Annotated in this window: 19 protein-coding genes; 10 read left to right on the forward strand and 9 right to left on the reverse strand. The window is 63.8% G+C overall.

Annotation, left to right across the window (positions count from 1 at the left end):
• Positions 1-4: 4 nt before the first annotated feature.
• Entirely contained in the window at positions 5-946 is a 942-nt protein-coding gene (locus tag BJP32_RS01475) for a FecR family protein (protein ID WP_003165182.1), read from the reverse strand.
• Positions 943-1515: an RNA polymerase sigma factor gene (locus tag BJP32_RS01480; protein WP_003165183.1), complete on the reverse strand. Its 573-nt coding sequence runs from the start codon at positions 1513-1515 to the stop codon at positions 943-945. The genes BJP32_RS01475 and BJP32_RS01480 overlap by 4 nt, the downstream gene beginning before the upstream one ends.
• 320 nt (positions 1516-1835) lie before the next feature.
• Between BJP32_RS01480 and BJP32_RS17005 the strand changes: the two genes are divergently transcribed.
• Together BJP32_RS17005 and BJP32_RS01485 are read left to right on the forward strand one after the other, a co-directional pair.
• A complete protein-coding gene (locus BJP32_RS17005; RefSeq protein ID WP_003165184.1) occupies positions 1836-1964 on the forward strand; it encodes a benenodin family lasso peptide in 129 nt (42 codons plus the stop codon).
• Between the two features lie 63 nt (positions 1965-2027).
• Positions 2028-2687, forward strand: coding sequence for a lasso peptide biosynthesis B2 protein (locus tag BJP32_RS01485; RefSeq protein ID WP_040345549.1), 660 nt, complete (start codon positions 2028-2030; stop codon positions 2685-2687).
• Between the two features lie 248 nt (positions 2688-2935).
• On the opposite strand, the gene BJP32_RS01490 is transcribed toward BJP32_RS01485, so the two are convergent.
• From BJP32_RS01490 to BJP32_RS01515, 6 genes are all read right to left on the reverse strand, one after another.
• Entirely contained in the window at positions 2936-4993 is a 2058-nt protein-coding gene (locus tag BJP32_RS01490; RefSeq protein ID WP_003165187.1) for an Atxe2 family lasso peptide isopeptidase, read from the reverse strand.
• Between the two features lie 66 nt (positions 4994-5059).
• The gene (locus BJP32_RS01495; protein WP_003169272.1) at positions 5060-7606 is read right to left on the reverse strand and encodes a TonB-dependent receptor; all 2547 of its coding nucleotides are present in this window, start codon (positions 7604-7606) and stop codon (positions 5060-5062) included.
• 208 nt (positions 7607-7814) lie between these two features.
• On the reverse strand, positions 7815-8237 hold the full coding sequence (locus BJP32_RS01500) for a type II toxin-antitoxin system VapC family toxin (RefSeq protein ID WP_003165189.1): 423 nt from the start codon (positions 8235-8237) through the stop codon (positions 7815-7817).
• On the reverse strand, positions 8234-8488 hold the full coding sequence (locus BJP32_RS01505; protein WP_003165190.1) for a hypothetical protein: 255 nt from the start codon (positions 8486-8488) through the stop codon (positions 8234-8236). Before BJP32_RS01505 ends, BJP32_RS01500 begins: the two co-directional genes overlap by 4 nt.
• 189 nt (positions 8489-8677) lie before the next feature.
• Entirely contained in the window at positions 8678-9628 is a 951-nt protein-coding gene (locus BJP32_RS01510; protein ID WP_040345555.1) for a FecR family protein, read from the reverse strand.
• Positions 9628-10188, reverse strand: coding sequence for an RNA polymerase sigma factor (locus BJP32_RS01515; RefSeq protein ID WP_003165192.1), 561 nt, complete (start codon positions 10186-10188; stop codon positions 9628-9630). Before BJP32_RS01515 ends, BJP32_RS01510 begins: the two co-directional genes overlap by 1 nt.
• Before the next feature lie 436 nt (positions 10189-10624).
• On the opposite strand from BJP32_RS01515, the gene BJP32_RS01520 reads away from it, so the two are divergent.
• The 5 genes from BJP32_RS01520 (at position 10625) to BJP32_RS01540 (ending at position 15881) form a co-directional block, all read left to right on the forward strand.
• The gene (locus BJP32_RS01520) at positions 10625-11557 is read left to right on the forward strand and encodes a helix-turn-helix domain-containing protein (RefSeq protein ID WP_003165193.1); all 933 of its coding nucleotides are present in this window, start codon (positions 10625-10627) and stop codon (positions 11555-11557) included.
• A 119-nt stretch (positions 11558-11676) separates the two neighbouring features.
• Positions 11677-12132 (forward strand): response regulator transcription factor, encoded by a 456-nt coding sequence (locus BJP32_RS01525; protein ID WP_003169270.1) that lies wholly within the window; start codon positions 11677-11679, stop codon positions 12130-12132.
• Between the two features lie 44 nt (positions 12133-12176).
• Positions 12177-12821 carry a nucleotidyl transferase AbiEii/AbiGii toxin family protein gene (locus tag BJP32_RS01530; RefSeq protein WP_198935244.1) on the forward strand — a complete coding sequence of 215 codons (645 nt, stop codon included), beginning with the start codon at positions 12177-12179 and terminating at the stop codon, positions 12819-12821.
• Between the two features lie 445 nt (positions 12822-13266).
• Complete coding sequence (locus tag BJP32_RS01535) at positions 13267-14016, forward strand: IclR family transcriptional regulator (RefSeq protein WP_076222619.1); 750 nt, start codon at positions 13267-13269, stop codon at positions 14014-14016.
• 1085 nt (positions 14017-15101) lie between these two features.
• Complete coding sequence (locus tag BJP32_RS01540) at positions 15102-15881, forward strand: acetoin reductase (protein ID WP_003165199.1); 780 nt, start codon at positions 15102-15104, stop codon at positions 15879-15881.
• 440 nt (positions 15882-16321) lie between these two features.
• Here BJP32_RS01540 and BJP32_RS01545 read toward each other — a convergent pair whose 3' ends face one another.
• Positions 16322-16753 carry a hypothetical protein gene (locus BJP32_RS01545; RefSeq protein WP_223851008.1) on the reverse strand — a complete coding sequence of 144 codons (432 nt, stop codon included), beginning with the start codon at positions 16751-16753 and terminating at the stop codon, positions 16322-16324.
• A 471-nt stretch (positions 16754-17224) separates the two neighbouring features.
• Between BJP32_RS01545 and BJP32_RS01555 the strand changes: the two genes are divergently transcribed.
• Genes BJP32_RS01555 through BJP32_RS01565 form a run of 3 tightly spaced genes read left to right on the forward strand, consistent with a single transcriptional unit; the run spans position 17225 to position 20050 of the window.
• A complete protein-coding gene (locus tag BJP32_RS01555; RefSeq protein WP_233126665.1) occupies positions 17225-17530 on the forward strand; it encodes a hypothetical protein in 306 nt (101 codons plus the stop codon).
• Positions 17531-17585: 55 nt separating this feature from the next.
• Positions 17586-18839: a TolC family protein gene (locus BJP32_RS01560; protein ID WP_035285038.1), complete on the forward strand. Its 1254-nt coding sequence runs from the start codon at positions 17586-17588 to the stop codon at positions 18837-18839.
• Complete coding sequence (locus tag BJP32_RS01565; RefSeq protein ID WP_003169264.1) at positions 18839-20050, forward strand: efflux RND transporter periplasmic adaptor subunit; 1212 nt, start codon at positions 18839-18841, stop codon at positions 20048-20050. The genes BJP32_RS01560 and BJP32_RS01565 overlap by 1 nt, the downstream gene beginning before the upstream one ends.
• Positions 20051-20052: the final 2 nt, after the last annotated feature.

Consider the following 20052-nt stretch of genomic DNA (forward strand, 5'->3'; position numbering starts at 1 on the left):
CTCCTCATCGCGCCGTGGGTGCGGTCCACACGAGCCCGGCTGGCCGGAAGATGCGTGGCTGTCCCTCCCCGATGATGCGTCGATCGGAAAAGGCGCGCATGTCGCAATCCGCGACGACGATCTTGCGATCGTTGTAGCGGTTGAAGTCCGCGGCGATGTCGGCCAGCGCCGCACCGTCGAAACTCAACATGCCGTCGCGCCAGGCCAGGGCGCGTTCGACGCGTTCGCCATCGCCGATGCTGACAAGGGTCTCCGTCGGCCGAAGGATCGCCATCTGCCCGGCCCTCAGGACCGGTAGTTCATGGGCCGGTTTCGACGCCTGCGTATCGTCGACCCGCACGCGCCCTTCCAACACCGACACCGACACATCCTGACCGGATCGCTTCACGGAGAAGCTGGTCCCCAAGACCGTCACGCGATAGCGGCCAGCGTGGACGACGAAGGGGTGCGCCGTATCGTGGGCGACCTTGAAGAAGGCCTCGCCCTCGTCGAGCCAGACCTGGCGCGTGTCGTCAGTCGCCGCCGCCCGCACGCGGGTCGCGGTGTTGAGTTCGGCGACGCTGCCGTCCGCCAGCTCGATCGCCTCGTGGCCGCCGACCGGCGTCGCATAGGTCGCTGCCGCCAGGCGCGGCGCAGGATCGTCGTCGTCCGAGCTGAACGAGAGGATTTGCAGACCGATCAGGGCCAGCGCGGTCGCGCTGGCGAAACCCAGCGGCCCCTTTTGTCGCCACCACGGCCGCGCGGCGGATGGCGTGCGTTGCGGCCCCCTCGCCGCCAGCCGATCCGCGATCTCCCAGCTTCGCGACAAACGCCAGTAGACGGCCTTGTGCGCGTAGGATTCCGCAAGCCAGGCCTGAAGCTCTGCCTCGTCGGCAGCGCCCCATTCGGGCTCATCTCTGCGACTGACGAACAGGGCTGCGCGGTTGGCGATCTCTTCGTGGTTCATTGGACCCGCCTCCGCCGAGCATCGCCGCCGTCGCCCTCGCGCCCCTCCCCGACCCGGCCGCCGAAGATGAAGTCGGCCAGCGCGCGCATGCCCTTGCTGGTCTGTTGATTGACCGCGTCGACACCGATGCCGAGTTCGGCCGACACCTCCTTCGAGGACAGGCCGTCAATTTTGCGCATCTCCACGATCTGGCGACAGCGAGGCGGGAGGGCCTCGATACCGGCTTCGACACGGCGAAGTTCCTGGCGCGCCGTCGCGATCCGCTCCGGCGTCAGTTCATCGGCCGCCGGCATGATGTCGTCGAGATCGGCGACCAGGTCGAAGGACACGACCTGCTCGCGCCGGGCGCGGCTGATCAGATGGTTGCGGGCGACCTCATAGACATATCCCGAGACATGGCCGGGCAGTCCCCGCGCCGCGCCCGACAGAACTCGCTCATAAACATCCTGAAGCAAATCCACGACCTCGGCCTCCACCCTCCAGTTCCTGCGGATGAAGGCCGTGAGCGAGCGTTCGAGAGGAAGCACCTCCTTGCAGAACCAGTCCCTCAGCACGCCGTCATCGACCATCAATCAGGGCAGGGCTCCTTTCCGATAATCCGGTCCCAATATAGAAGACGCACGACACCCAAAAACCTGAGCGCCGGTCGTGCGAATATTTTCCAGCGACTCGGACGGGCGCTTTCGCTGTGAAACTCCGCGCTGCTCGGCCGCCCTCTCCCAACAATCGCTACCGATTTGGGAAGGTCTTTCGCAAGCTATTGTTTTTACCCGCGCACATCTAGCGCGCAGAGGTTGCGCGAGGTCTTTGTAACGAGACGCCGTCGCTTGCCTCCAGATAGAATTCAACGCGTCGTCATGCCCTGACGACAGCTTGATGGAGAGAAGAAATGGAACGCATCGAACAGCATGAAGACGTCGTGATCGACTTGGGCGCGGCAAGCCTCGAGACCCAGGGGCAGTTCCTCACCGTCGATGAACCTGACGAGCTGATGGAAATCACCGGCATCTCCGAGTGACCCGGTCGGATGGCGCGCGAGATTGTTTCGCGCGCCATTCAGACGCATGACCGTGGAGGTCCCATGAGCATTGCCCTAGCTGACAACGTCACCTTCTGCAGGTGCAGCGGCCAGACAGTGTTTCTTGACGAGAACCGAGATCGCTACTTCCGGTTGCGACCGCAAGCAGAGTTCGCTTTCTCGGAATGGCTGGCGTCGCCGATGGCGATTTCAAGCGAGCTCGCCAGCTTGGTCGACACGGGAGTTCTTGTCAGAACCAATCAAACGGCGTCCGAAGTACGGCCAGTCATGGTCGAACAACCGTCGCGATCCATCGTCGAACCCCGCACAAGTCGGGGTTTCTTCAATCGCCACGTTCTGGAGGTCGCGGCGACAGTCTGGCATGTATCAAGGCGGATGAAGAGTACATCCTTCCACGACTTGCTCGAAACCTACAGGCGGCGAAGGCAACAAATTTCCGAAACTGCGCCGTCGAGGACGAACATCGTCGAGCTGGCCTCGAATTTCGATCATGCGCTTAGGTTGGTGCCTGTGGAGCCGACGTGCTTGAGGGACTCCCTCGCATTGCTCGATTTTATCCATCGCCGCGGCCTCGGAGCCGATCTGGTCCTTGGCGTGAAGCTGGATCCATTCGCCGCGCACTGCTGGGTGCAATCCGGCGATCTCCTGCTGAACGAAGCCTCGGATCATGCCGCAATGTTCACGCCGATCTGCGTTGTATGACGACATTGCGATACCTTGCCATAGTTCCCGATGGAACGGAGAACGGCAGCAAAGCAGTTGAGCGGCTCGTAACCGCAATGCGCTGAGAGACTATCTACTCAAGGGCAACTTGGCGGGTGCCGGCCTCCTCGCGACAGACGCTGTTCAGGGTTACCTCGATAGTCCCGGCGCGCCCCGGAACAGCGACTTCAACAGGCTCCTGCGCTTGGGGTGTGCGGAGGCGTGGACGCGCAGTTGGGACCGACACCTCACGACAATTCACCAAGCGCGTGACGCCCCGCTCCGGCATGCTGTGGATCTCTGAGCTGCGTCCAGCGCCGATACTGATCATCTTTACGCGGGTCGGGATCTTCATATCCCAAAAGCCAGAAGCGGAACCAATCCAGGTTTCGCTCATAGGCCGCCAGCTTGTGACGCGGCTGGATTTTGACGTGAGGCTCGTGCGGAAAAACGAACATCTCTGCCGGATAGCCAGTCGACACGAGTTGGGAGTAGTATTCCATCGTCTGCAAATACTCCTGCTCCGGCATCTGCATGAGCAGCGGCGCATTAATCCGAGTGGGAACGAACTCCGCCCATCGGTCTGGCGTCTCATAAGGCGCCGCAAGCTGCCATCCCCGCTGAAGATGATCAGAGAAATCCGGCTGAAGGGCATGAAACCAATAGTACGTTGGTGTGACGGCCGTCGATGTCACCGACGCGGCGGTCAGCAGGTTCGTATTCTCGACGATCCAGAGGACGACCTCGCTTCCAAAGCTGAGTCCGCCCATTCCGATGCGCTGGGGATCGACGATGCCCTGCTCATCGAGTTGGCCCACAATTGCGCGGATTCCGGATGCTGCCAGCGCGAAATTGCCGGTTCGCTCGCCAGCAACTGCCGGCCCCTTGTTGACGCACATCGACGCGATGCCGGACGCGGCCAAGGACGCCAGCGGCCATTCGTCCCCGACGCCACCGCGAAGATAGCCTTGGCACACATAGTAGGTGATGAAGATCGGAAGCCGTTCGTCAGATTTGGAGTTCGCCGGCAGAAACAGCTGACCTGTGAACCTGTTGCCTTCGCTGTCTGACCAAGCGAGGGATCGTGTTTCGACGGTATCCACTTCGGCAAGTGAGCGGTTCGGATCGAACAGAACGGTTCGCACGCCGGAATTCAAGTCGATGGCCTCCACTCGCGGCGGCTGCCCCGCCGAGGCAGTTACGCAAGCAGCGAAATGGGAAGAGATTGAACAGGAGGATCGGTTCGGAGTTCGATTGCCGCTCAGTAAGCCGTCGGAAGCTACGATCAGCCTCACGTCATTCTCGACGGGGTTCCAGGCGTAGAGCGACTGGGCATACCCGCTGTCCCGCACGGTGACCGAGAAGACGACCTCGCCGGTGCTTTCGCGCCAAGCTATGCTCTCAATAGTGCCCGAACGGCAGGCATCTACATCACAAGAAATATCACTGGAGCGACCTCGAACGTGCAGCCTTCGTTCCGATCCGGCGCCCGACACATATGCGGTCATTGATCCGGAAAGCGTCGTCGTTGCGAGAAGGCGGTCTGAGCTTGGATCGGCGGTGCCTCGTTCGTCGGCGAAGCTTGCGAGATCGGCGGGTGCGCCGTCATTCACTGTGCCGGAATCGAGTTCGACAACGCGCAAATGACGAGGAGCGCTGTGCAGGAGCCCCGCCCTGGCCATCCAGTTGCCGGTGTACCTCTGCGTTGCAAGCCTGCCATTTACATATGCCGATCGGAAGACATTCTGACCGACTGGCACCGTCCCGTCGATTAGAATGCCAGCGTCGTACTCCTTCTCTTCTGCCGCTGAAATCTCTCGACGAGTCGCGCCGACGGAATACAGGAGCCGTCGCCCGTCTCGGCTGAGTTGGAAAGCATCGACGTCCGCTTCGTCGCTGGTGACCTGCTCCACACGGCTTCCGTCGGCCGCAGCGCGCCAAACCTGAACCTCTCCGTTCAGCAGGGCGCGGTAATAGATCCAGATAGAGTCGGGCGACCATTGGGGCGTGTCGCCGATCGAATAGCCGGACGAGTCGCGTAGCGGCTCCCCTCCGTCACCTACCGATACCGCCCCGGTCTGCGTTCGAAGAGACGCGACATACCAGCCGGAAGTGTATGAATTGCGCTCGATTGAGGCTCGCTCGACCCGAAACGCAACACGCCCACCGTCCGGTGAGATGACCGGATTGCTGATATCCCCGATTTCGACCAGCATCGTTGGGGAAGGAATAGTCTGTGCGTTCGCGTCGCTGGCCACTACCACTGAAGCGGCGGCGAGACAGGCGAACCGATTGAAGCGCGACATTAACACCTCGAAATAGATGGGGCGAGCAGCGATCGTCTCGTGATCACGACTGCCCGCTTCCTTTGCCTAGAAGCGCTTGCGGATATTGAGCGCTACGAACCGACCAACTGCGGATGCGGTTGTGGAATCGAAATAGAGACCCTGCTGTAGACGCGACGGACTGGCGGCGTAGGGGGGGGCTCGATCGAACAGATTTATCGCCGACAAGGCGATCTGAACGCCGGAGAGAGGGCCGTCGCTCTGCTGGAACGTGTACGAGACATTTGCATCGAATGTCGTCCAAGATCCGATCCCCACGGCAGGGACCACCCCCGTATCGGTGCTGTCAGACACATGGTTGATCGTTCCCGTTGCCGAGAGCCCGCCTTTCGACCAGGTCAGTCCCGCGCGGGCTCGGAGATCAGGTACGTTCCCAATTGTGCCCGATTTGGTGGCTTCCGGGGTGCCTGGGATGGTCTGTTGGACCACCTCCGTCCAAGTCATATTCGCGAACGCAGAGACCTCCCCCAAAGGCAGCTCAAACGACTGGCGGTAGGATAGGTCGACCCCGCTAATCTTCTGGGATGTGGCGTTCGCATAATTGTTGAAGAGAATGGCGACGACATTCGACGGGTCGTAAGGAGTGGTCGTCGAGTTCCTGAAGCTTGTGCCCGCCGCGATCACGGCGGCCTGCTCCTCCGGCGTGGGATTTCGTTGGATGAACGGCGCGAATTGCGCGTCGACCAAGGCCCGCGACGATGGCGAGATCGGAACGATCACTCGATCAGTATAGTCGATGTCGAAATAGGTCGCGGAGAATGTGGCGTCGCTTGTCTGCCAGGGTCGATACTCGCCACCGAGCGTCCAGGATGTTGATTCCTCTGGCCGCAGATTGGGATTGCTGCCTGTTACCCAAAGCGCTGTTCCCCCGCCGGTCCACCCAAACGTGCTAGCATTATAGAGTGAGATCGGCTGACCGCTGATCATCTGCGTGAACGATGGCGCCTTGAATGACTTTCCCCACGTCCCTCGCAGCGATAGTTGAGGAATTGGGACATACCGCAAGCCGACTTTCGGGTTCGTTGTCGATCCGAAGTCGCTGTAGTCTTCGACACGGGCCGACATACTGACCGCCAGTTCATTGAGGCCCACGCGAGTCGCGGATGGAGAGATCAGCGGCGCATAAAGTTCGCCGAAGAGGTAGCTCACGTTGCGCGACCCACTGACTACGGTCGCGCTTGTCTCGCTGCCCTGATCGAAGATTTCGTCACGGTATCCGCCCCCTACGGCAACGCGTAGGTCACCTCCTGGCAAACTGAGCGCAACGCCTTCGGCCGTGATCTCGAAATACTGTGTCGAGTTCTCCAGGTGAGTATTGCTTCGGATAGCTGGAGATACCTGCCAAAACTTGCTTTCACTGGAGGAATGAACGCCTGTCGTTGTGAGTTTCCATGTGTCACTGAGCGTAAAATCAACCGACCCGCCGACACTATAAGCCGGCGTCGTCACGTCGACTTGATACTGTGGCGCGGCCAGCGTCGATTGCGAAATGCTCGTCGCCCTCCGTTCGCTCGCGAGCACATCAAGCGTCGCCGAAATGCGGCTTGTTATGTCGGCGCCGAGACTCGAATAAAAGGAGGTGCGCTCCTCCGCCCGCAACAGGTCGACATCGGGTGGCATCTCATCCGTGAAGTCGCGGTCAGACGCCTTGATCGCGTCTTGCTTCGAGTATTCCGCATTCGCCAGCACGTGCCAGCTGTCGCGAGACACGCCGCCAAGCGCGGTATAGGTCTGCTGAAAGCCGCCGCCGTTGGTCGCGCCGCCGAACCGACCGGCGAGTTCCACGCCGTCGAAATCCCGGCGTAAGATAAAATTGACTACGCCAGCAACGGCGTCGGATCCATAAACCGCAGACGACCCGTCGGTCACAACTTCGATCCGGTCGATCGCGGAAAGCGGAATGCCGGAAATGTCAGCACCCTGGTAGAGAAAATCCCCGGACAGGCGGCGTCCGTTCACCAAGACCAGAGTTGCGTCCGTGCCAAGCCCACGCAGGTTCACCGTGGAGGCATTCGATTGGTTAGTGTTGTTGATGTTTCCAGCGGTTGCGCCAAGCACACCGGGGTTCTGGCCGCCTGAGAAGTTCTCTGGCAGGCTTCGGACGATCTCACCGGTTTGCCCAAATCCTGATCGGTCGATCTCCTCTCTGGTAACGAGACGCACTGGAGCCGTCGGAAGGGCTCCCCTTATGCGGCTGCCCGTAACCACGATGTCACCGACCTGGGTCGCGTCGCCGGTCGCGCCCTCCCCGGCCGTGCCGGGCTGGGGGCGAACGATCATCATGGCCCCCGTCGAATCCCGCGCGACGCGAAGACCCGTCCCGGCAAGCAGGCGGTCGAGCGCCTCTTCGGGCGTCAGCGAGCCCGACACCCGCGCGCTGCGACGGCCGCGAACATCGCTGGGCTGGTAGATGAGCTGAGCGCCGGACTGGCGGATATAGGCTTCGAGCGTGACGCTCAGATCGCCAGCCGGCAGATCGAATGGGCGCGGCGCCTGGGCATGCGCGGCCGTCGCCAATGCCAAGGCGCATACGCCGCCCGCCAAGGCCCCGCGCAGAATCGCGAGTCTCTTCATGTCGTCCCCTCCGAGCCGTTATGTCGGCTTCAGGAATTCAGACGATTTGCAGGCAAGAACCTTGCGACGGGTTCGGAGAATTTTTCGGCTCGATCTCTGCGCCTGCCCAGCAAACCGCGAGACTGTTCGTCTCCTGCCAGCGGTCATGGGGAGCCGGAACCGGGCCGCAGGGACGACGTCCCAGCGCGATCCCGGCGACATCGATCGTTCAGTTGGGTGACGCCCAGGGATTCATGACAGGCAGACCCGCGGCGGCGAACGCGCTGACGTCGCGTGTGGCGACAGCAAAACCGTGGGCAGCAGCGATGGCCGCAATATACCCATCTGGCGTCGGAAAGCCCTTGCCCGCCGTGCGCGCCTTGACCGCAAGCGCTGCGTGATGGCGGGCCGCTACGAGGTCAAAGGCAAGGATGCGGTCGCCAAAGAGAGCGACGATCCCGTCGACAGCCGCCGCGAGCCTGTCCTTGCGACGTCCCGCCGGCAGCACACCGATTCCGAACAGCATTTCCGCAACCGTGACGCTGGAAAGGTATAGGGTTTCGGCGGCTTGTTCATCGAGCCATCTGACGACGTCGGGATGGGGTTCCGGCCTCATCGTCTCGGAGATGACGTTGGTGTCGAGCAGGATCATTCGAAGCTCATCGGGGACGCGGGCTTGCGATCGCGATGCTGTTCGAGCGCTTCCACATCAGCGTTGGTGACGCCTGCCTGCCGCCCGGCCGCAGCCATCGCCGACCCCAGACGGACGCGTTTGGCGGGCCGAACAGCCCTCTCAAGAATGTCGCGGATTTCGGCTTCTGCGCTACGGCCATGACTGGCGGCCCGCAGCTTGAGGGCGCGATGGGTCTCCTCCGAGAGATTGCGAATGGTGACAGCAGCCATGATAGCAAAACTCCTATGGACGCCAGCGATGCTATCATTTTAGGCATTGTGATAGCATTCTTCAAGGGTGAAATATGGTCCCGCACGGCGCGCCTTCCGAGAGGCGGGATCGATAAGCCCTTCTTGAGCCGCCAGCAGTCCTGGATGCCGCGGGAACGGGTAGCGCGTCCCCTTGGAACGTCGCTCGTATCAGCGCGAGATCATCATCCGATCTTTGCCGTCGTCGACCTGAAGACCCATGCCCTCTCGCAGAAGACGGCCGAACGCGGCCGTGTTGCGGGCCTCGAACGCGCCCGAAATCCGCAGGTCGGCGGCGTCCGGCGCGACGACGATGGGCTTGGCGTTATAGCGGTTGAACTCGGCGGCGGCTTCGGCGAGCGTCGCCTGGTCGAGCGTGATCAGCCCCGCCCGCCAGCTCAGCGCCTTTTCGACCTTCTCTTCCGACGGCGGTGCGACGAAGATGGACGGACCGTCGGCGACGATCATCTCGCCGCGCGTCAGCAGTGCCGGCGGCGGCGCGGCGCCCGCGCCTTCGGAAGCGACTTTCACCCGCCCGTCGCGCACCGCCACAGTCACCCTGTCGCCGTCGCGGCGCACGCTGAACCGCGTCCCGAGAACGGTGATGGTGCGCGCCCCCGCATGAACGACGAAGGGGCGCCCAGGATCGTGCGCGACCTCGAAATAGGCCTCACCTTGCTCCAGCCATACCTCGCGGGCTTCGCGCGACACGTCAGCGCGCAGTTTCGTCGCGGTATTCAACTCCACGGCGCTGCCGTCCGCGAGCGAGATCAGGCGGCGCTCGCCGCTCGCCGTCTCGACATTCTCGCGATGCTCGAACCGGTGGCCGGACATCTCGCGGGCGCCGACGAAGACGCCGGTTATCAGCAGGGCCGCCAGACCGACGATCCACCACAGGCGGGGCGAGCTAGAGCGCGCGGGACGGGTCCCGGGCTTGCGCAGAGCCTTCAGTCGGTCCACCTCTTCCCAGACCTGCTCAAGCCGCCAATAGGCGAGCTTATGGTCGGGCGACGCCGCAATCCACGCGGCGAAAGCGTCCGCCTCGGCCTCTCGGGTCTCGGCGTCCGCGCGCCGCGCCACCCACAGCGCCGCCTCGTTCTCGATCTCTTCGCGCCGAGTCATCACAGTCGCGCCTCCCGACGGCGATCGCCCGCCCGCGTCGTGCGCGCGCCGCCATTCCATCCGTCGGCCAGCAAGCGAATGGCGCGGGCGAGTTGTTCATTCACCGTCGTCACCGTCACATTCATTCGTTCGGCGGCCTCGCGCGCGCTGAGATCTTCGATACGACGCAGTTTCACAACCTCGCGCAGCCGGGGCGGTAATCGCTCGACCGCGCTCTGCATCCGCCGAAGTTCATCGCGCGCGACGACATCGCGTTCCGGCGTCGGGAGGTCGTCGCTGAGGCCCAGCGCATCAAGGTCCGCCATGAGGTCGAAGGAGACGATGCGCTCCCGCCGTGCGCGATCGGCCAGATGGTTTCGCGCGGTCGCGAACAGGAACGCTCGCGGATGCAGCGGAAGCTCGGCGGCCGCCGCTTCATAGACCTTCATGAATATCTCCTGGCGCAGGTCCTCGGCTTCGCCCCGCTGACGCCAGTGTCGCCGCAAGAAACGCATGAGCGTCGCCTCCAGCGGAAAAATCTGCTGGGCGAACCACGCTTTCAATGTGGGGTCGTCGACCATGCGGGCGGACACCAACGCGCGGACCACCGCGCCTCCTGATCCTACCTCAGACGAACGGCGACCGGAATCCTTGCGGACTTTGTGGTTTGTCGGCTGCGCGGGTCGCGTCGCGCACCGCCTGCGCACCCCGCGCACAACAATCGCGCCCGTTTCGGGAAGCTTGGGCGGGTGATCGCCATGCCAAACGGAGATGATCTTCCCGCTTCGGGATTATCAGCGGTGCTGAGCGCCCTTCCCGATTGCTACCATCGGTATTGAAAATATAGTCCTGTTAGTCGTTAGTTTCAGATGGATAAGCGAGGCTCGCAGGGAGGTCGGCTGGCCCGATGAAGGGATCAATCCGTTTCGCGAATGACGCCCAGCTCGCTGGCAAGGCGATTCCGCCGCCGCGACGCGGCCGCGGTACGCGCGGTCCCGGCTGGGCGGGATAAACGCCATGGTTCCGAGACGACCAGTTCTGATCGATTTCGCGGACGATCCCCCGCCCTTGTTCGAGGTCCGTCAAGGACTGAGCTTCGACGGCTTCCATATCGCCCAGGGCACGCTTGCGCCCAACCCGGGCTGCCAGCTCGGTGCGCCGCAGATGACCGCCGTGATCCACGAAGGCGCTCCCTTCCTGTTCGAATGGCGTCGACCTGACAGCGGCCGTCTCGAGCAAACCGAGGTCCGCGCCGGCGGCATCCATATCAACGCGGGAAATCGGCCCTTCTATCAGCGATGGACGGGCCACCAGCGCATTCTCGTCATGGCGTTCGACCGCGCCCTGGTCGAGCAGGTCGGAAGCGCTTTCGGCGGCAAGACGGACGCCGACATCGAAACCGTCATCGGCGTGCGTGATCTGGAGATCGAAGCCGTCGGCCATCGGCTGCGACGCGAACTCGATCAGTCCTCACCCTCGGGCGGACTCGTCGTCCAGGCGGCCGCGACGCTGCTGCTCGTCCATCTCTTTCGGAACTATAGTCGGCCGCTGGGCGCCGAGCGCCCGGCCAAGGGCGGCCTCGATCCGCGGCGGCTCAGCCGGGTCCTAGACTATATCGATACGAACATTTCCGACGACATCACCCTCGGCAGCCTCGCCAAGGTCGCCGGCCTGAGCGCCAATCATTTCAGCGCGTGCTTCAAAGCCGCCACGGGAATGCCGCCCTATCGGTTTCTCCTTCGGAGGCGACTCGATCGCGCGGTCGAATATCTTGTCACCACCGATCGGACGATTTCAGACATCGCCCACGAGCTGCGCTTCCCGAGCCACGCCCATATGTCGACGCACTTCAAGCGCTTCCTCGGAACCCAGCCTTCGAGCCTGCGGCGGGAATGGCGCGCCAGGACGGAACCGCTCGACACTACGCGCTCCGCGACGGGAGGCTGCTGAAGACCCCGAGAAACGATCTTCAGCAGACCGACGCCAGCACGACACATCCCTTCAGACAATCGCACCCATTCTTGTCGGATATGCTGTTATAATCGCACCTTAAGTCTTATCTCATCTGCATGGGCGTTGAGACTCTGACAGAAAGGGAGCGCGAAATCCTTCGATTGCTTGTCCAGCCGATGCGACCGAAGGACATTGCGAGATCGCTGAACCTCTCCATCTACACCATCCACGATCATCTCAAGAGCGCGCGCGCAAAGCTGGGCGTCTCCGACAGTCTGTCGGCGGCCTATCTGCTTCGGGACCATGAGAACGGCACCCCCCAAAGCGTAGGGACGACGGATTCGGGATGGACCGACGGCGACCGCCCTGACGAGAACGGTCCTCGCGAAGGGTGGAAGGCGATCGTTCCTCCAAGACCCTTCGCCGTCAAAGGCAAGCCATGGAACCGGCTGAGCCTGGGATGGCGGATCGCGTGGCCGGTGCTGTTGTTCGGCGTCGTCGCGCTCGGCGCCGGGCTGCTCATCGGCTCCCTGGCATCGCTGTCTCAGCTCCTCCTTTCCATCAGCCGCTGACGCCACGTCAGAAGAGCCGGGATCGGCTCCGGGAAAGGATGGTCATGAAGATCGCACAGCTTCGTCGCAGCCATAATCGCCGTCATGAACTCGCGCAGGAAGTGGTCGAACATCTCGTGCTTCGCGGCACGGTCTACGCCCCCGTCATCACAGCCGTCGTTCCGATCGTCGAGGATATGTTCGGCTATGCCGAGATGCAGGTCGTATCGTCAGCGGATCTCTATGCCGGCAAGATCGTCGCAGCGCTTGATCGCCAGCACCCTCGCGACCTCTTCGATGTGCGCGATCTCCTGGCCAAGGACGGAATCAGCGACGAGCTGCGCCGGGCCTTTCTGGTCTATGTCGTCAGCCATAATCGGCCCATCGCGGAAATCCTTGTTCCGGGCCGTAAACCGCTGACGGAAGAGTTCGAGCGGGGATTTGTCGGCATGACGACGAAACCGGTCGAACTGACCGATCTGGAAGCCGCCCGCGAAGCGATCATCACGGCAATGGTCGGCGAGATGTCAGAAGAGCACCGGCGTTTTCTCCTGGGCTTCAGGCGCGGAAACCCTGACTGGGATTCCATGGGGATACCCGAGGCCCGGAATCTCCCCGCCGTCCGATGGAAGCAGCAAAATCTGGACAAGCCGGCTCCCGATCGACGAAAAGCACTGATCGATCGCCTAGAATACGTCCTGTCTCCATAACGGCGCCACCACGATTGCCGTTGTGAAAGCCTGCCGAGAAGGAGGAAGCGCGTGAGAGATGGAGAGGAATTCTCAGTGGGCGTCCAGATCGGCAAGTCTGACCTGAATGCCTCCGGATTTTACTATCCGAAGACCGACAAGATCACGCACGTCGAGCCCTGGGGAAAGCGAGAAGTCGCGGAAAAATTCCTGTAATTTGGAGCAGGGTTACGGTCGATCATTCGCCACGTTCTTCACTCGGCAAGGAGCAGGAGCACGCAGACATCGTCGTTGGGTGCGACATGATCATCGTGCGGGTTTTCGCGCCGAATCACTCACCGATATCCCAGCGCCTCATCTGCTCCATGCGCTGCGGGGCCGAGCCTGCCAGCACTGCCGGCACGGCCCCCGATAGAAGACCGGCAATTCTGAACAATCTCGGCCTCAAACGCGCTAAGTATGAGTCATGGAAGTATCCGATGTTACGAGCCTGGCTCCGCCAGCCGAGCTTTCCTCGAACCAGCCGATCGAGCGCGTGGCGGCGATCCTCGATATCATCGCGCGCGAGGGTGGTGCGGCCGCGCTCGACCTCATCGCCATGCGAGCCGGACTGAGCAGGACAACGGCGCACCCCATCCTCAAAACGCTGAACCGGTTAGGTTATGTCAGTCGCCGGATCGGCGACACGCGCTATTACCTGGGCGGCCGCCTCTTGAATCTCGCGCGCCTCGGCGGAGACAATGAGGCGCTGCGAATTCGCATCCGACCGGCCTTGGAGGCGATTGCAAGCAAGACGGGCGAGACGGTCTATCTTGCAGCGCCAAATGGCGACGAAACCTACTATCTCGACGCGATCGAATCCGACCGGACTTTGCGCACCACGTGCCGCGTAGGCGAACGCGAGCGACTTGAAGATTCGGCGATCGGCCTTGTCTTCCTCGCCTTCACGCGCGGGCTCAACAAGCGCGTATCGGTGGTCCGTCCTGACGCCCTCGGCCCGAACCTCCGATCGAGAATCAGCAAGATCGAGCGGATCGGCTTCGCCCTTGATCTCGAAGATCATCAACCGGATCTTCACTGCGTCGCCGTGCCTTGGCGGGAGAACGGCGAGGTCCGCGCCGCCCTGGGCCTCAGCGGCCCGTCTACCCGTCTGCCCTGCGATCAACTCACAGACATCGCCTGGATGATGATGAAGGAGGCGAAAAAGGTGCGGTGACGTAAGCGGCGGCGCCCGAACACCATATTCTGTCGACGCGACCTCTAGCTTCAATATCCCAACCTCCAGCCTTGGGATCGCGGCTCGTGCTCCGCCGACGTAAAGGTCATCGCAAAAGAGCGCAGAGGGCCCACGCTGACCCGCATGCGCTTGCGCGGATAACGAAAAGCGTCGGCGCCCCTCCACTGCGCCTAATGGCGATCCAGTCGATCACAAGTCCCGTGAAGCCGGACGGTACGCCGTGGCGCCATGTAAAAATCGCGGGGCGCCCCGGGACGGCACGGGCGCGACTGATGGCCCGCTGAGATCCCGACCGAACACGCCCCGTGCGAGTATCCGTGTCGAACGGAGCGCGATCCGAAGCGGTTCTTCAAGCCCGGGTCGCAAGGGATTGAGCAAAGCAGGCGGCGCGGCCGCGTCCAGACAAACCAACAGGGTCCGTTCGTCCTCAGTCAGCGCCGAAGCCGCCTGTTCCCCCGCATTGAAGCATTGGCCCGACCAAGCCTCGTACATCGCCATAAGAGCAGCGATGGCGGGAGCCAGAAGCGCCGCTCCGCGTATCTCAAGCCGGGCGTAAAGGGCCGGCATGACAGGGAGACGACGATCGGAAGCATCCCGCCAGCACCGCGCCGCGCCAACGATGAGGGCTTCCGGTGTGAGAGGATCGGCGAAAGCGGCGATACAGGACAAGGCGATTTCCTCTCAGCCCCCACCTCAAGCTGCCCACCCGGCATCTATCGGGACAATATTGCACCAACAAGGCGCCTGAACCGGAAGACCGCTCGGACCTTCCCCGGAGAGCCGCCCTCGCCCATTTTGGATGACCGTTCGGCCTTCGATCACGCTGCAATCGCACCGTGGCGTTTAAAGGGCGTTCTTACCTCAGCCCATGACGGCTAGCCCCCGCTCCGGCGACGGCGCCCCAGCAAATCGCATGTTCTCTCCGGTCAAAGAGCAGCTGCGACATATTGACTGTCGATAGATCTGGATCAAAGCGGAGAACATGCTTCGGTGTCATCGAGCCATCGCAAGCTGAAACTATTCGCCGCACAGACCCTTTGTAACAGATCGAAAGGATAAGGCTCATGACGGTCAAGCAAAAATCCGTTCTGGTCACTGGAGCGAGCCAGGGCATCGGTCGCGGCATCGCGCTGCGTCTGGCGCAGGATGGCGCCAATCTCGCACTCGTCGACATCAAGGCCGACAAGCTGGAACGTGTGGCCAGGGAGATTGAGGCGCTGGGCAGAAAGGCGACGACCTTCGTCGCCGACGTCAGCAACCGCGACGAGGTTTACGCCGCCGTCGACCATGCCGAGAAGGCGCTCGGCGGCTTCGACGTGATGGTCAACAACGCCGGCATCGCCCAGGTGAAACCGTTGACCGATGTGCAACCCGAGGATCTCGACCGCATCTTCCGCATCAATGTGGATGGCGTCGTCTGGGGCATCCAGGCCGCCGCCAAGAAGTTCCAGAGCCGCGGACACAAAGGCAAGATCATCAGCGCGTCCTCGATCGCTGGTCATGACGGCTTCGCCATGCTCGGCGTCTATTCCGCGACCAAGTTCGCAGTCCGCGCGCTGACCCAGGCCGCGGCCAAGGAATACGCCGCTCACGGCATCACGGTGAACGCCTATTGCCCCGGCATTGTCGGCACGGACATGTGGGTTGAGATCGATGAGCGCTTTTCGGATTTAACGGGCGCGCCGAAGGGCGAGACCTACAAGAAATATGTCGAAGGCATCGCGCTGGGCCGCGCGCAGACACCCGAAGACGTCGCCGCGCTTGTCGCCTTCCTCGCCAGCGACGATTCCGACTACATCACCGGCCAGGCCATTCTGACCGATGGCGGTCTCGTCTATCGCTGACCCGGGGAACTGGCGACGGCAGGCATCGCGAAGGAGGCGAGCGGCGCGATGCCTGCGATCCATCCGCGGAGCCGACCATTTCGCCTTAGAGCAAGCCCGGAGCGGCGTGTTCGACCCTGAACGCCAATGGTCGCGATGCAGCGCCCTCGCTCAGGCTGAGATCAACGACATCTTATGGATTCTCAATCCTTCCCTGCGGCCTTTTCATTCGTAGCGGACCGACCGCGCAGGGCATGCCGCTGGAAATCCATTGCTTCTCCACCACATCAGCCTGGACCGACGATGAAGAGATTCAGGCCGACATTATCGAGCATCTGCTGGCGATCCTCCCTGAATTCCACCTGCGCCGCTATCAGGCGCCGGGCGGACGCTGCCTCACGGAGACACAGCTTGAGCCAGCGACCGCGGCGCCTGAAGTCCCGCGGCTTCACACCCGGATTTCACCTGCGGCCCCGAACATAGAAGCGGCCGATCAGGGACAAGCCGAGCGGCAGAATCGCCAGAATGAGCAGGCCGATCAGCCAGACAACGACAACAGCGGCCTTGCCGGCGCCCTTGACCATCCCCAGCAACTGGCCCGCCCAACGGCTGGTGTCCAGCGCCGCCAGAACGTCGCCGGCAGGCGCGCCGCCCAAGGTCCTCGCGGCATCTTGTCCCTGGTTCACAACCAGTTCGAGAGAGGTTGCGAGCCAGGCCAGCACAGGGTCGGTGAAGCTGTAGAGGAGCCAAGCGAGCAGCGACCAGACCAGCATGGCCAGACCGACCAGAATCCAGACGAAAGGACGCAGCCTTCCGCTTCGAACCCTCCCTCTTCCGATGCGCGAAAAAGCCTCGGGCGAATGGCGATTCCTGCGTTTCGGGCCGTGCGACAAGGCGAAATCTCTATCGGTCAACCGGGACGCAAGCCCGCCAAGGAAGCCATCTTCACCCGCACACGACAAAAAGCCACAGAATACTGTCGCTGCAAGGCGTCTGCGACAGCATGGCGCGACATGATCTCGCCGGCTACCGTCGCGCTATGCTTCAAGTCTTCGCGTCTCGGCGCCTCATTTTGCATGATCCGGGCCTGAGATCGCCGCCGCAAGGCAAGCGATGATGACGGGCGACGCTCGCCGCGTGAGGGCGCATCCATCCGTTCGCAACATCCGGTTAGACAACGACTTCTGGGCGCCTCGGAGAGGTCGGAGCTCGCCTCAGGCCCCCCACAATTGTTCCGTCGCCATCGAAATAGCCCGTAACGCTCGTTTTTCGCGGACTTTATAACAGATTGCCATCCCGATCTCAGGCCGTTAGCTAGCCGAACTATGGTCTGGTCGATGGCGACTTTGGCGAGGATTTCGGCGGTGCTGACCTTGGTCATCGCCGCCTTTCTCGTCGCTCCCGTCACCGACGCCGCCGCCTGCGCGCCCGAGCCGCTGGCCGCTCATCAGAGCCTGGATCACGATCCTTCGGCCGGCGACCACAATGGGAGCGGCGGCGACATGGGTCTTTGCTCCCATGGTCATTGTCACCACACCGCCAGCGAGCGACACGTGACAGACGAAATCGACAGCGCTGAGCTGTCCGGTCATACGACACACGCCGCGCCCCTCAATGATGGCGCGGCCTCTTTCCCGAATAACGGACTGAAGCGGCCGCCTCGAGGCTGAGCAAAGGCCAGCGCTTCCGCGCGCCCTTTTCCGTTTCACTTCTGGAAATACCTACATGTCTTCGACACCTCGTCGTCGGCCGCGCCTTGCGGTCGGCTGCGCGCTCGCCGTCTTGGCCTGTGCGCTGGCAGGGCCGGCCTTCGCCGATCCCGCTCCCTCGTACACGGACCTCCTAGCCCGCCTGGACCAGACGCCCGCCGCCGCCGAATCCGGCGCCCTGGTCGATGCGGCCGAGGCGCGCGTGCGCCAGGCCCGCGTGCGGCCCAACCCCACCCTGTCGCTGACCGGAGAAAATCTCGGCGGCTCAGGCCCCTACTCCGGCGTCGACGCGGCCGACCTCAGCCTGTCGTTCAGCCAGGCCCTTGAGTTATGGGGCCGGCGACCGGCGCGTGTGAATGTCGCCCGCGCCGAGGCGGGAACCGCCGCCCTGCGCCGCGACCTGGCCATGATCGACACGGCCGGGCGGCTGGCCCTCACCTACGCCGAAGCCGAAGCCGCGCAGCGGCGCGCGACCTTGGCTGAAGAAGCCCTGTCCCTGGCCTTGGCCGACGCCCGCGCGGCCCTGGCCATGGTCGAGGAAGGGCGCGAGCCCCTGCTGCGCGGCATCCAGGCCGAGAGCGAGGCCGCCGCCGCCCGCGCCAGCTTGGACGAAGCCAGGGCCGAGCAGAACGCCGCCTTCGCGCGCCTCAGCGCCGTCGCCATGCTGCCGACGCCCGCCACCTCGGTCAGCGCCAGCCTGCTGGACGCCTCCGCAACGCTTTCCGCCCCGGAGATCGACGACGCTCCGACCGTGCGCGTCGCCGAGGCCGAGCGCACCGCCGCCGAACGCCGCATCACTGTTGAACGCATCAATGGTCGCCCTGACGTGACCGCCAGCGTCGGCGTGACACGGTTCGGGCTCGAGGAGGAGACCGCCCTCACCGTCGGTCTCAGCCTGCCATTGCCCCTGTTCGACCGCAACCGCGGGAACATCGACGCCGCACGCGCCGAATTTCGGGCCGCCGAGGCGCGGGTGATGCAGGCGCGTCAGGACGCCGGAGCCGACCGGGCCGCCGCCGTCGCTCGCCTGACGGCTTCGGCCAGCCGCGTCTCCGCCGCCGACGCTGGCGTCGCTTCAGCCGATGAGGCCTATCGCCTGTCGCGCATCGGCGCCGAGGCCGGGCGCATCTCCCAGCTTGAGCTGCGCGTGACCCGCACAGGCCTCATCAACGCCCGCGCCGCCGCGGTCGACGCCCGCTTGGCCCGCGTCCGCGCCGAGATCGATCTGGCGCGCCTCGACGGCCGCGCCCCCTTCCAAGGAAATCCCTGATGCGCAAAAGCACTTCCAACAAAACCCTCCTCATCGGCGGCGTCGCCGCACTCGTCCTGCTGGGCGGCGGGGGCCTCTACATGGCCCTGCAGCGCCCCGAAGCAGCCCCTCCCGCTGCCCCCGAAAAGGCTGCACCGGCGGGTGAAGCCGCGCCCGCCGAGGGAGAGGCCGGTCATGCCGAAGACGGCCAGGCCGCCGAGGGCGAGGTCGAACTGACCGTCGAACAACAACAGGCCGCCGGCATCGCGGTCGTCTCCGTCGCACGCGGCGGGGGTGGAGAAACGCGCCTGTCCGGCCGGGTCGAAGCCATGGTGGACGCGCGCGCCGCTGTCGGCGCCGTGGTCGGCGGCACGGTCGAGCGTGTGCTGGTCGCTCCGGGCCAGACGGTCCGCGCGGGCCAGGCTCTCGTCAGCCTGGTCAGCGGCGAAGGCGCCGCGCTCAGGGCCGAGATTGATGCGGCCTCCGCGGCCGCAGCCGTCGCGCGCCAAGCGCATCAACGCAACCAGAACCTGGCCGATCAGGGCGTCGTCGCCCGCCAGGAGGTCGAAACCTCCCAGGCCCAGGAACTGAGCGCCGAGGCGGCGGCCCGCGCCGCGCGGGCCCGGGCGACGGCGGCCGGCTCGCCCAATGCGTCCGGCCGGATGAGCGTGGTCAGCCCCATCTCCGGCGTCGTCACCAATGTTCAGGTCGGTCCCGGCGGCTTCGTCGCCCAGGGCGGCGTCGTGGCCGAAGTGACCAATCCGGCGCGGGTCGAACTCGTCTTCAACGCGCCGCCGCAACTGGCCGCCCAGGTGCGCCCCGGCTCACACGTGCGCGTTACCGGACCGCAGGGCGAGTTCGACGCCCTGGTCACGGGCGTCGCCGCCGACGCCGGGTTGCAGGACAGCGGCGCGACCGTGATCCGCGCCCGGGTCGAAAGCGGCCGCCTGCCGCCCGCTGGCTCGCCCGTCACCGGCGCCGTGGTCACGGAAGGCCAGTCCGGCGGCGCCCTGACCGTGCCGTCCGAGGCGGTGCAGACGGTCGACGGCGCCACGGTGGTCTTCATCAAGACCGATCACGGATTCCGCGCCCAGCCTGTGCTGGCCGGACGTCGAGCCGGCGGCTCCACGGAGATCCTGCGCGGCCTGACCGGGACCGAGCGCGTCGCCTCTACCAACGCCTTCCTCCTCAAGGCCGAACTGGCCAAGGGCGAAGCCGAGCACGGCCACTAAGG

Source organism: Brevundimonas sp. ZS04, from assembly GCF_001956865.1.
GTDB classification, from domain to species: Bacteria; Pseudomonadota; Alphaproteobacteria; order Caulobacterales; family Caulobacteraceae; genus Brevundimonas; species Brevundimonas diminuta.

What these genes read in the sequence shown, in the direction of transcription:
- BJP32_RS01475 (WP_003165182.1), bottom strand. Translation starts at nt 946, where the DNA reads ATGAACCACGAAGAGATCGCCAACCGCGCAGCCCTGTTCGTCAGTCGC.
- BJP32_RS01480 (WP_003165183.1), bottom strand. Translation starts at nt 1,515, where the DNA reads ATGGTCGATGACGGCGTGCTGAGGGACTGGTTCTGCAAGGAGGTGCTT.
- BJP32_RS17005 (WP_003165184.1), top strand. Translation starts at nt 1,836, where the DNA reads ATGGAACGCATCGAACAGCATGAAGACGTCGTGATCGACTTGGGCGCG.
- BJP32_RS01485 (WP_040345549.1), top strand. Translation starts at nt 2,028, where the DNA reads ATGAGCATTGCCCTAGCTGACAACGTCACCTTCTGCAGGTGCAGCGGC.
- BJP32_RS01490 (WP_003165187.1), bottom strand. Translation starts at nt 4,993, where the DNA reads ATGTCGCGCTTCAATCGGTTCGCCTGTCTCGCCGCCGCTTCAGTGGTA.
- BJP32_RS01495 (WP_003169272.1), bottom strand. Translation starts at nt 7,606, where the DNA reads ATGAAGAGACTCGCGATTCTGCGCGGGGCCTTGGCGGGCGGCGTATGC.
- BJP32_RS01500 (WP_003165189.1), bottom strand. Translation starts at nt 8,237, where the DNA reads ATGATCCTGCTCGACACCAACGTCATCTCCGAGACGATGAGGCCGGAA.
- BJP32_RS01505 (WP_003165190.1), bottom strand. Translation starts at nt 8,488, where the DNA reads ATGGCTGCTGTCACCATTCGCAATCTCTCGGAGGAGACCCATCGCGCC.
- BJP32_RS01510 (WP_040345555.1), bottom strand. Translation starts at nt 9,628, where the DNA reads ATGACTCGGCGCGAAGAGATCGAGAACGAGGCGGCGCTGTGGGTGGCG.
- BJP32_RS01515 (WP_003165192.1), bottom strand. Translation starts at nt 10,188, where the DNA reads ATGGTCGACGACCCCACATTGAAAGCGTGGTTCGCCCAGCAGATTTTT.
- BJP32_RS01520 (WP_003165193.1), top strand. Translation starts at nt 10,625, where the DNA reads ATGGTTCCGAGACGACCAGTTCTGATCGATTTCGCGGACGATCCCCCG.
- BJP32_RS01525 (WP_003169270.1), top strand. Translation starts at nt 11,677, where the DNA reads ATGGGCGTTGAGACTCTGACAGAAAGGGAGCGCGAAATCCTTCGATTG.
- BJP32_RS01530 (WP_198935244.1), top strand. Translation starts at nt 12,177, where the DNA reads ATGAAGATCGCACAGCTTCGTCGCAGCCATAATCGCCGTCATGAACTC.
- BJP32_RS01535 (WP_076222619.1), top strand. Translation starts at nt 13,267, where the DNA reads ATGGAAGTATCCGATGTTACGAGCCTGGCTCCGCCAGCCGAGCTTTCC.
- BJP32_RS01540 (WP_003165199.1), top strand. Translation starts at nt 15,102, where the DNA reads ATGACGGTCAAGCAAAAATCCGTTCTGGTCACTGGAGCGAGCCAGGGC.
- BJP32_RS01560 (WP_035285038.1), top strand. Translation starts at nt 17,586, where the DNA reads ATGTCTTCGACACCTCGTCGTCGGCCGCGCCTTGCGGTCGGCTGCGCG.
- BJP32_RS01565 (WP_003169264.1), top strand. Translation starts at nt 18,839, where the DNA reads ATGCGCAAAAGCACTTCCAACAAAACCCTCCTCATCGGCGGCGTCGCC.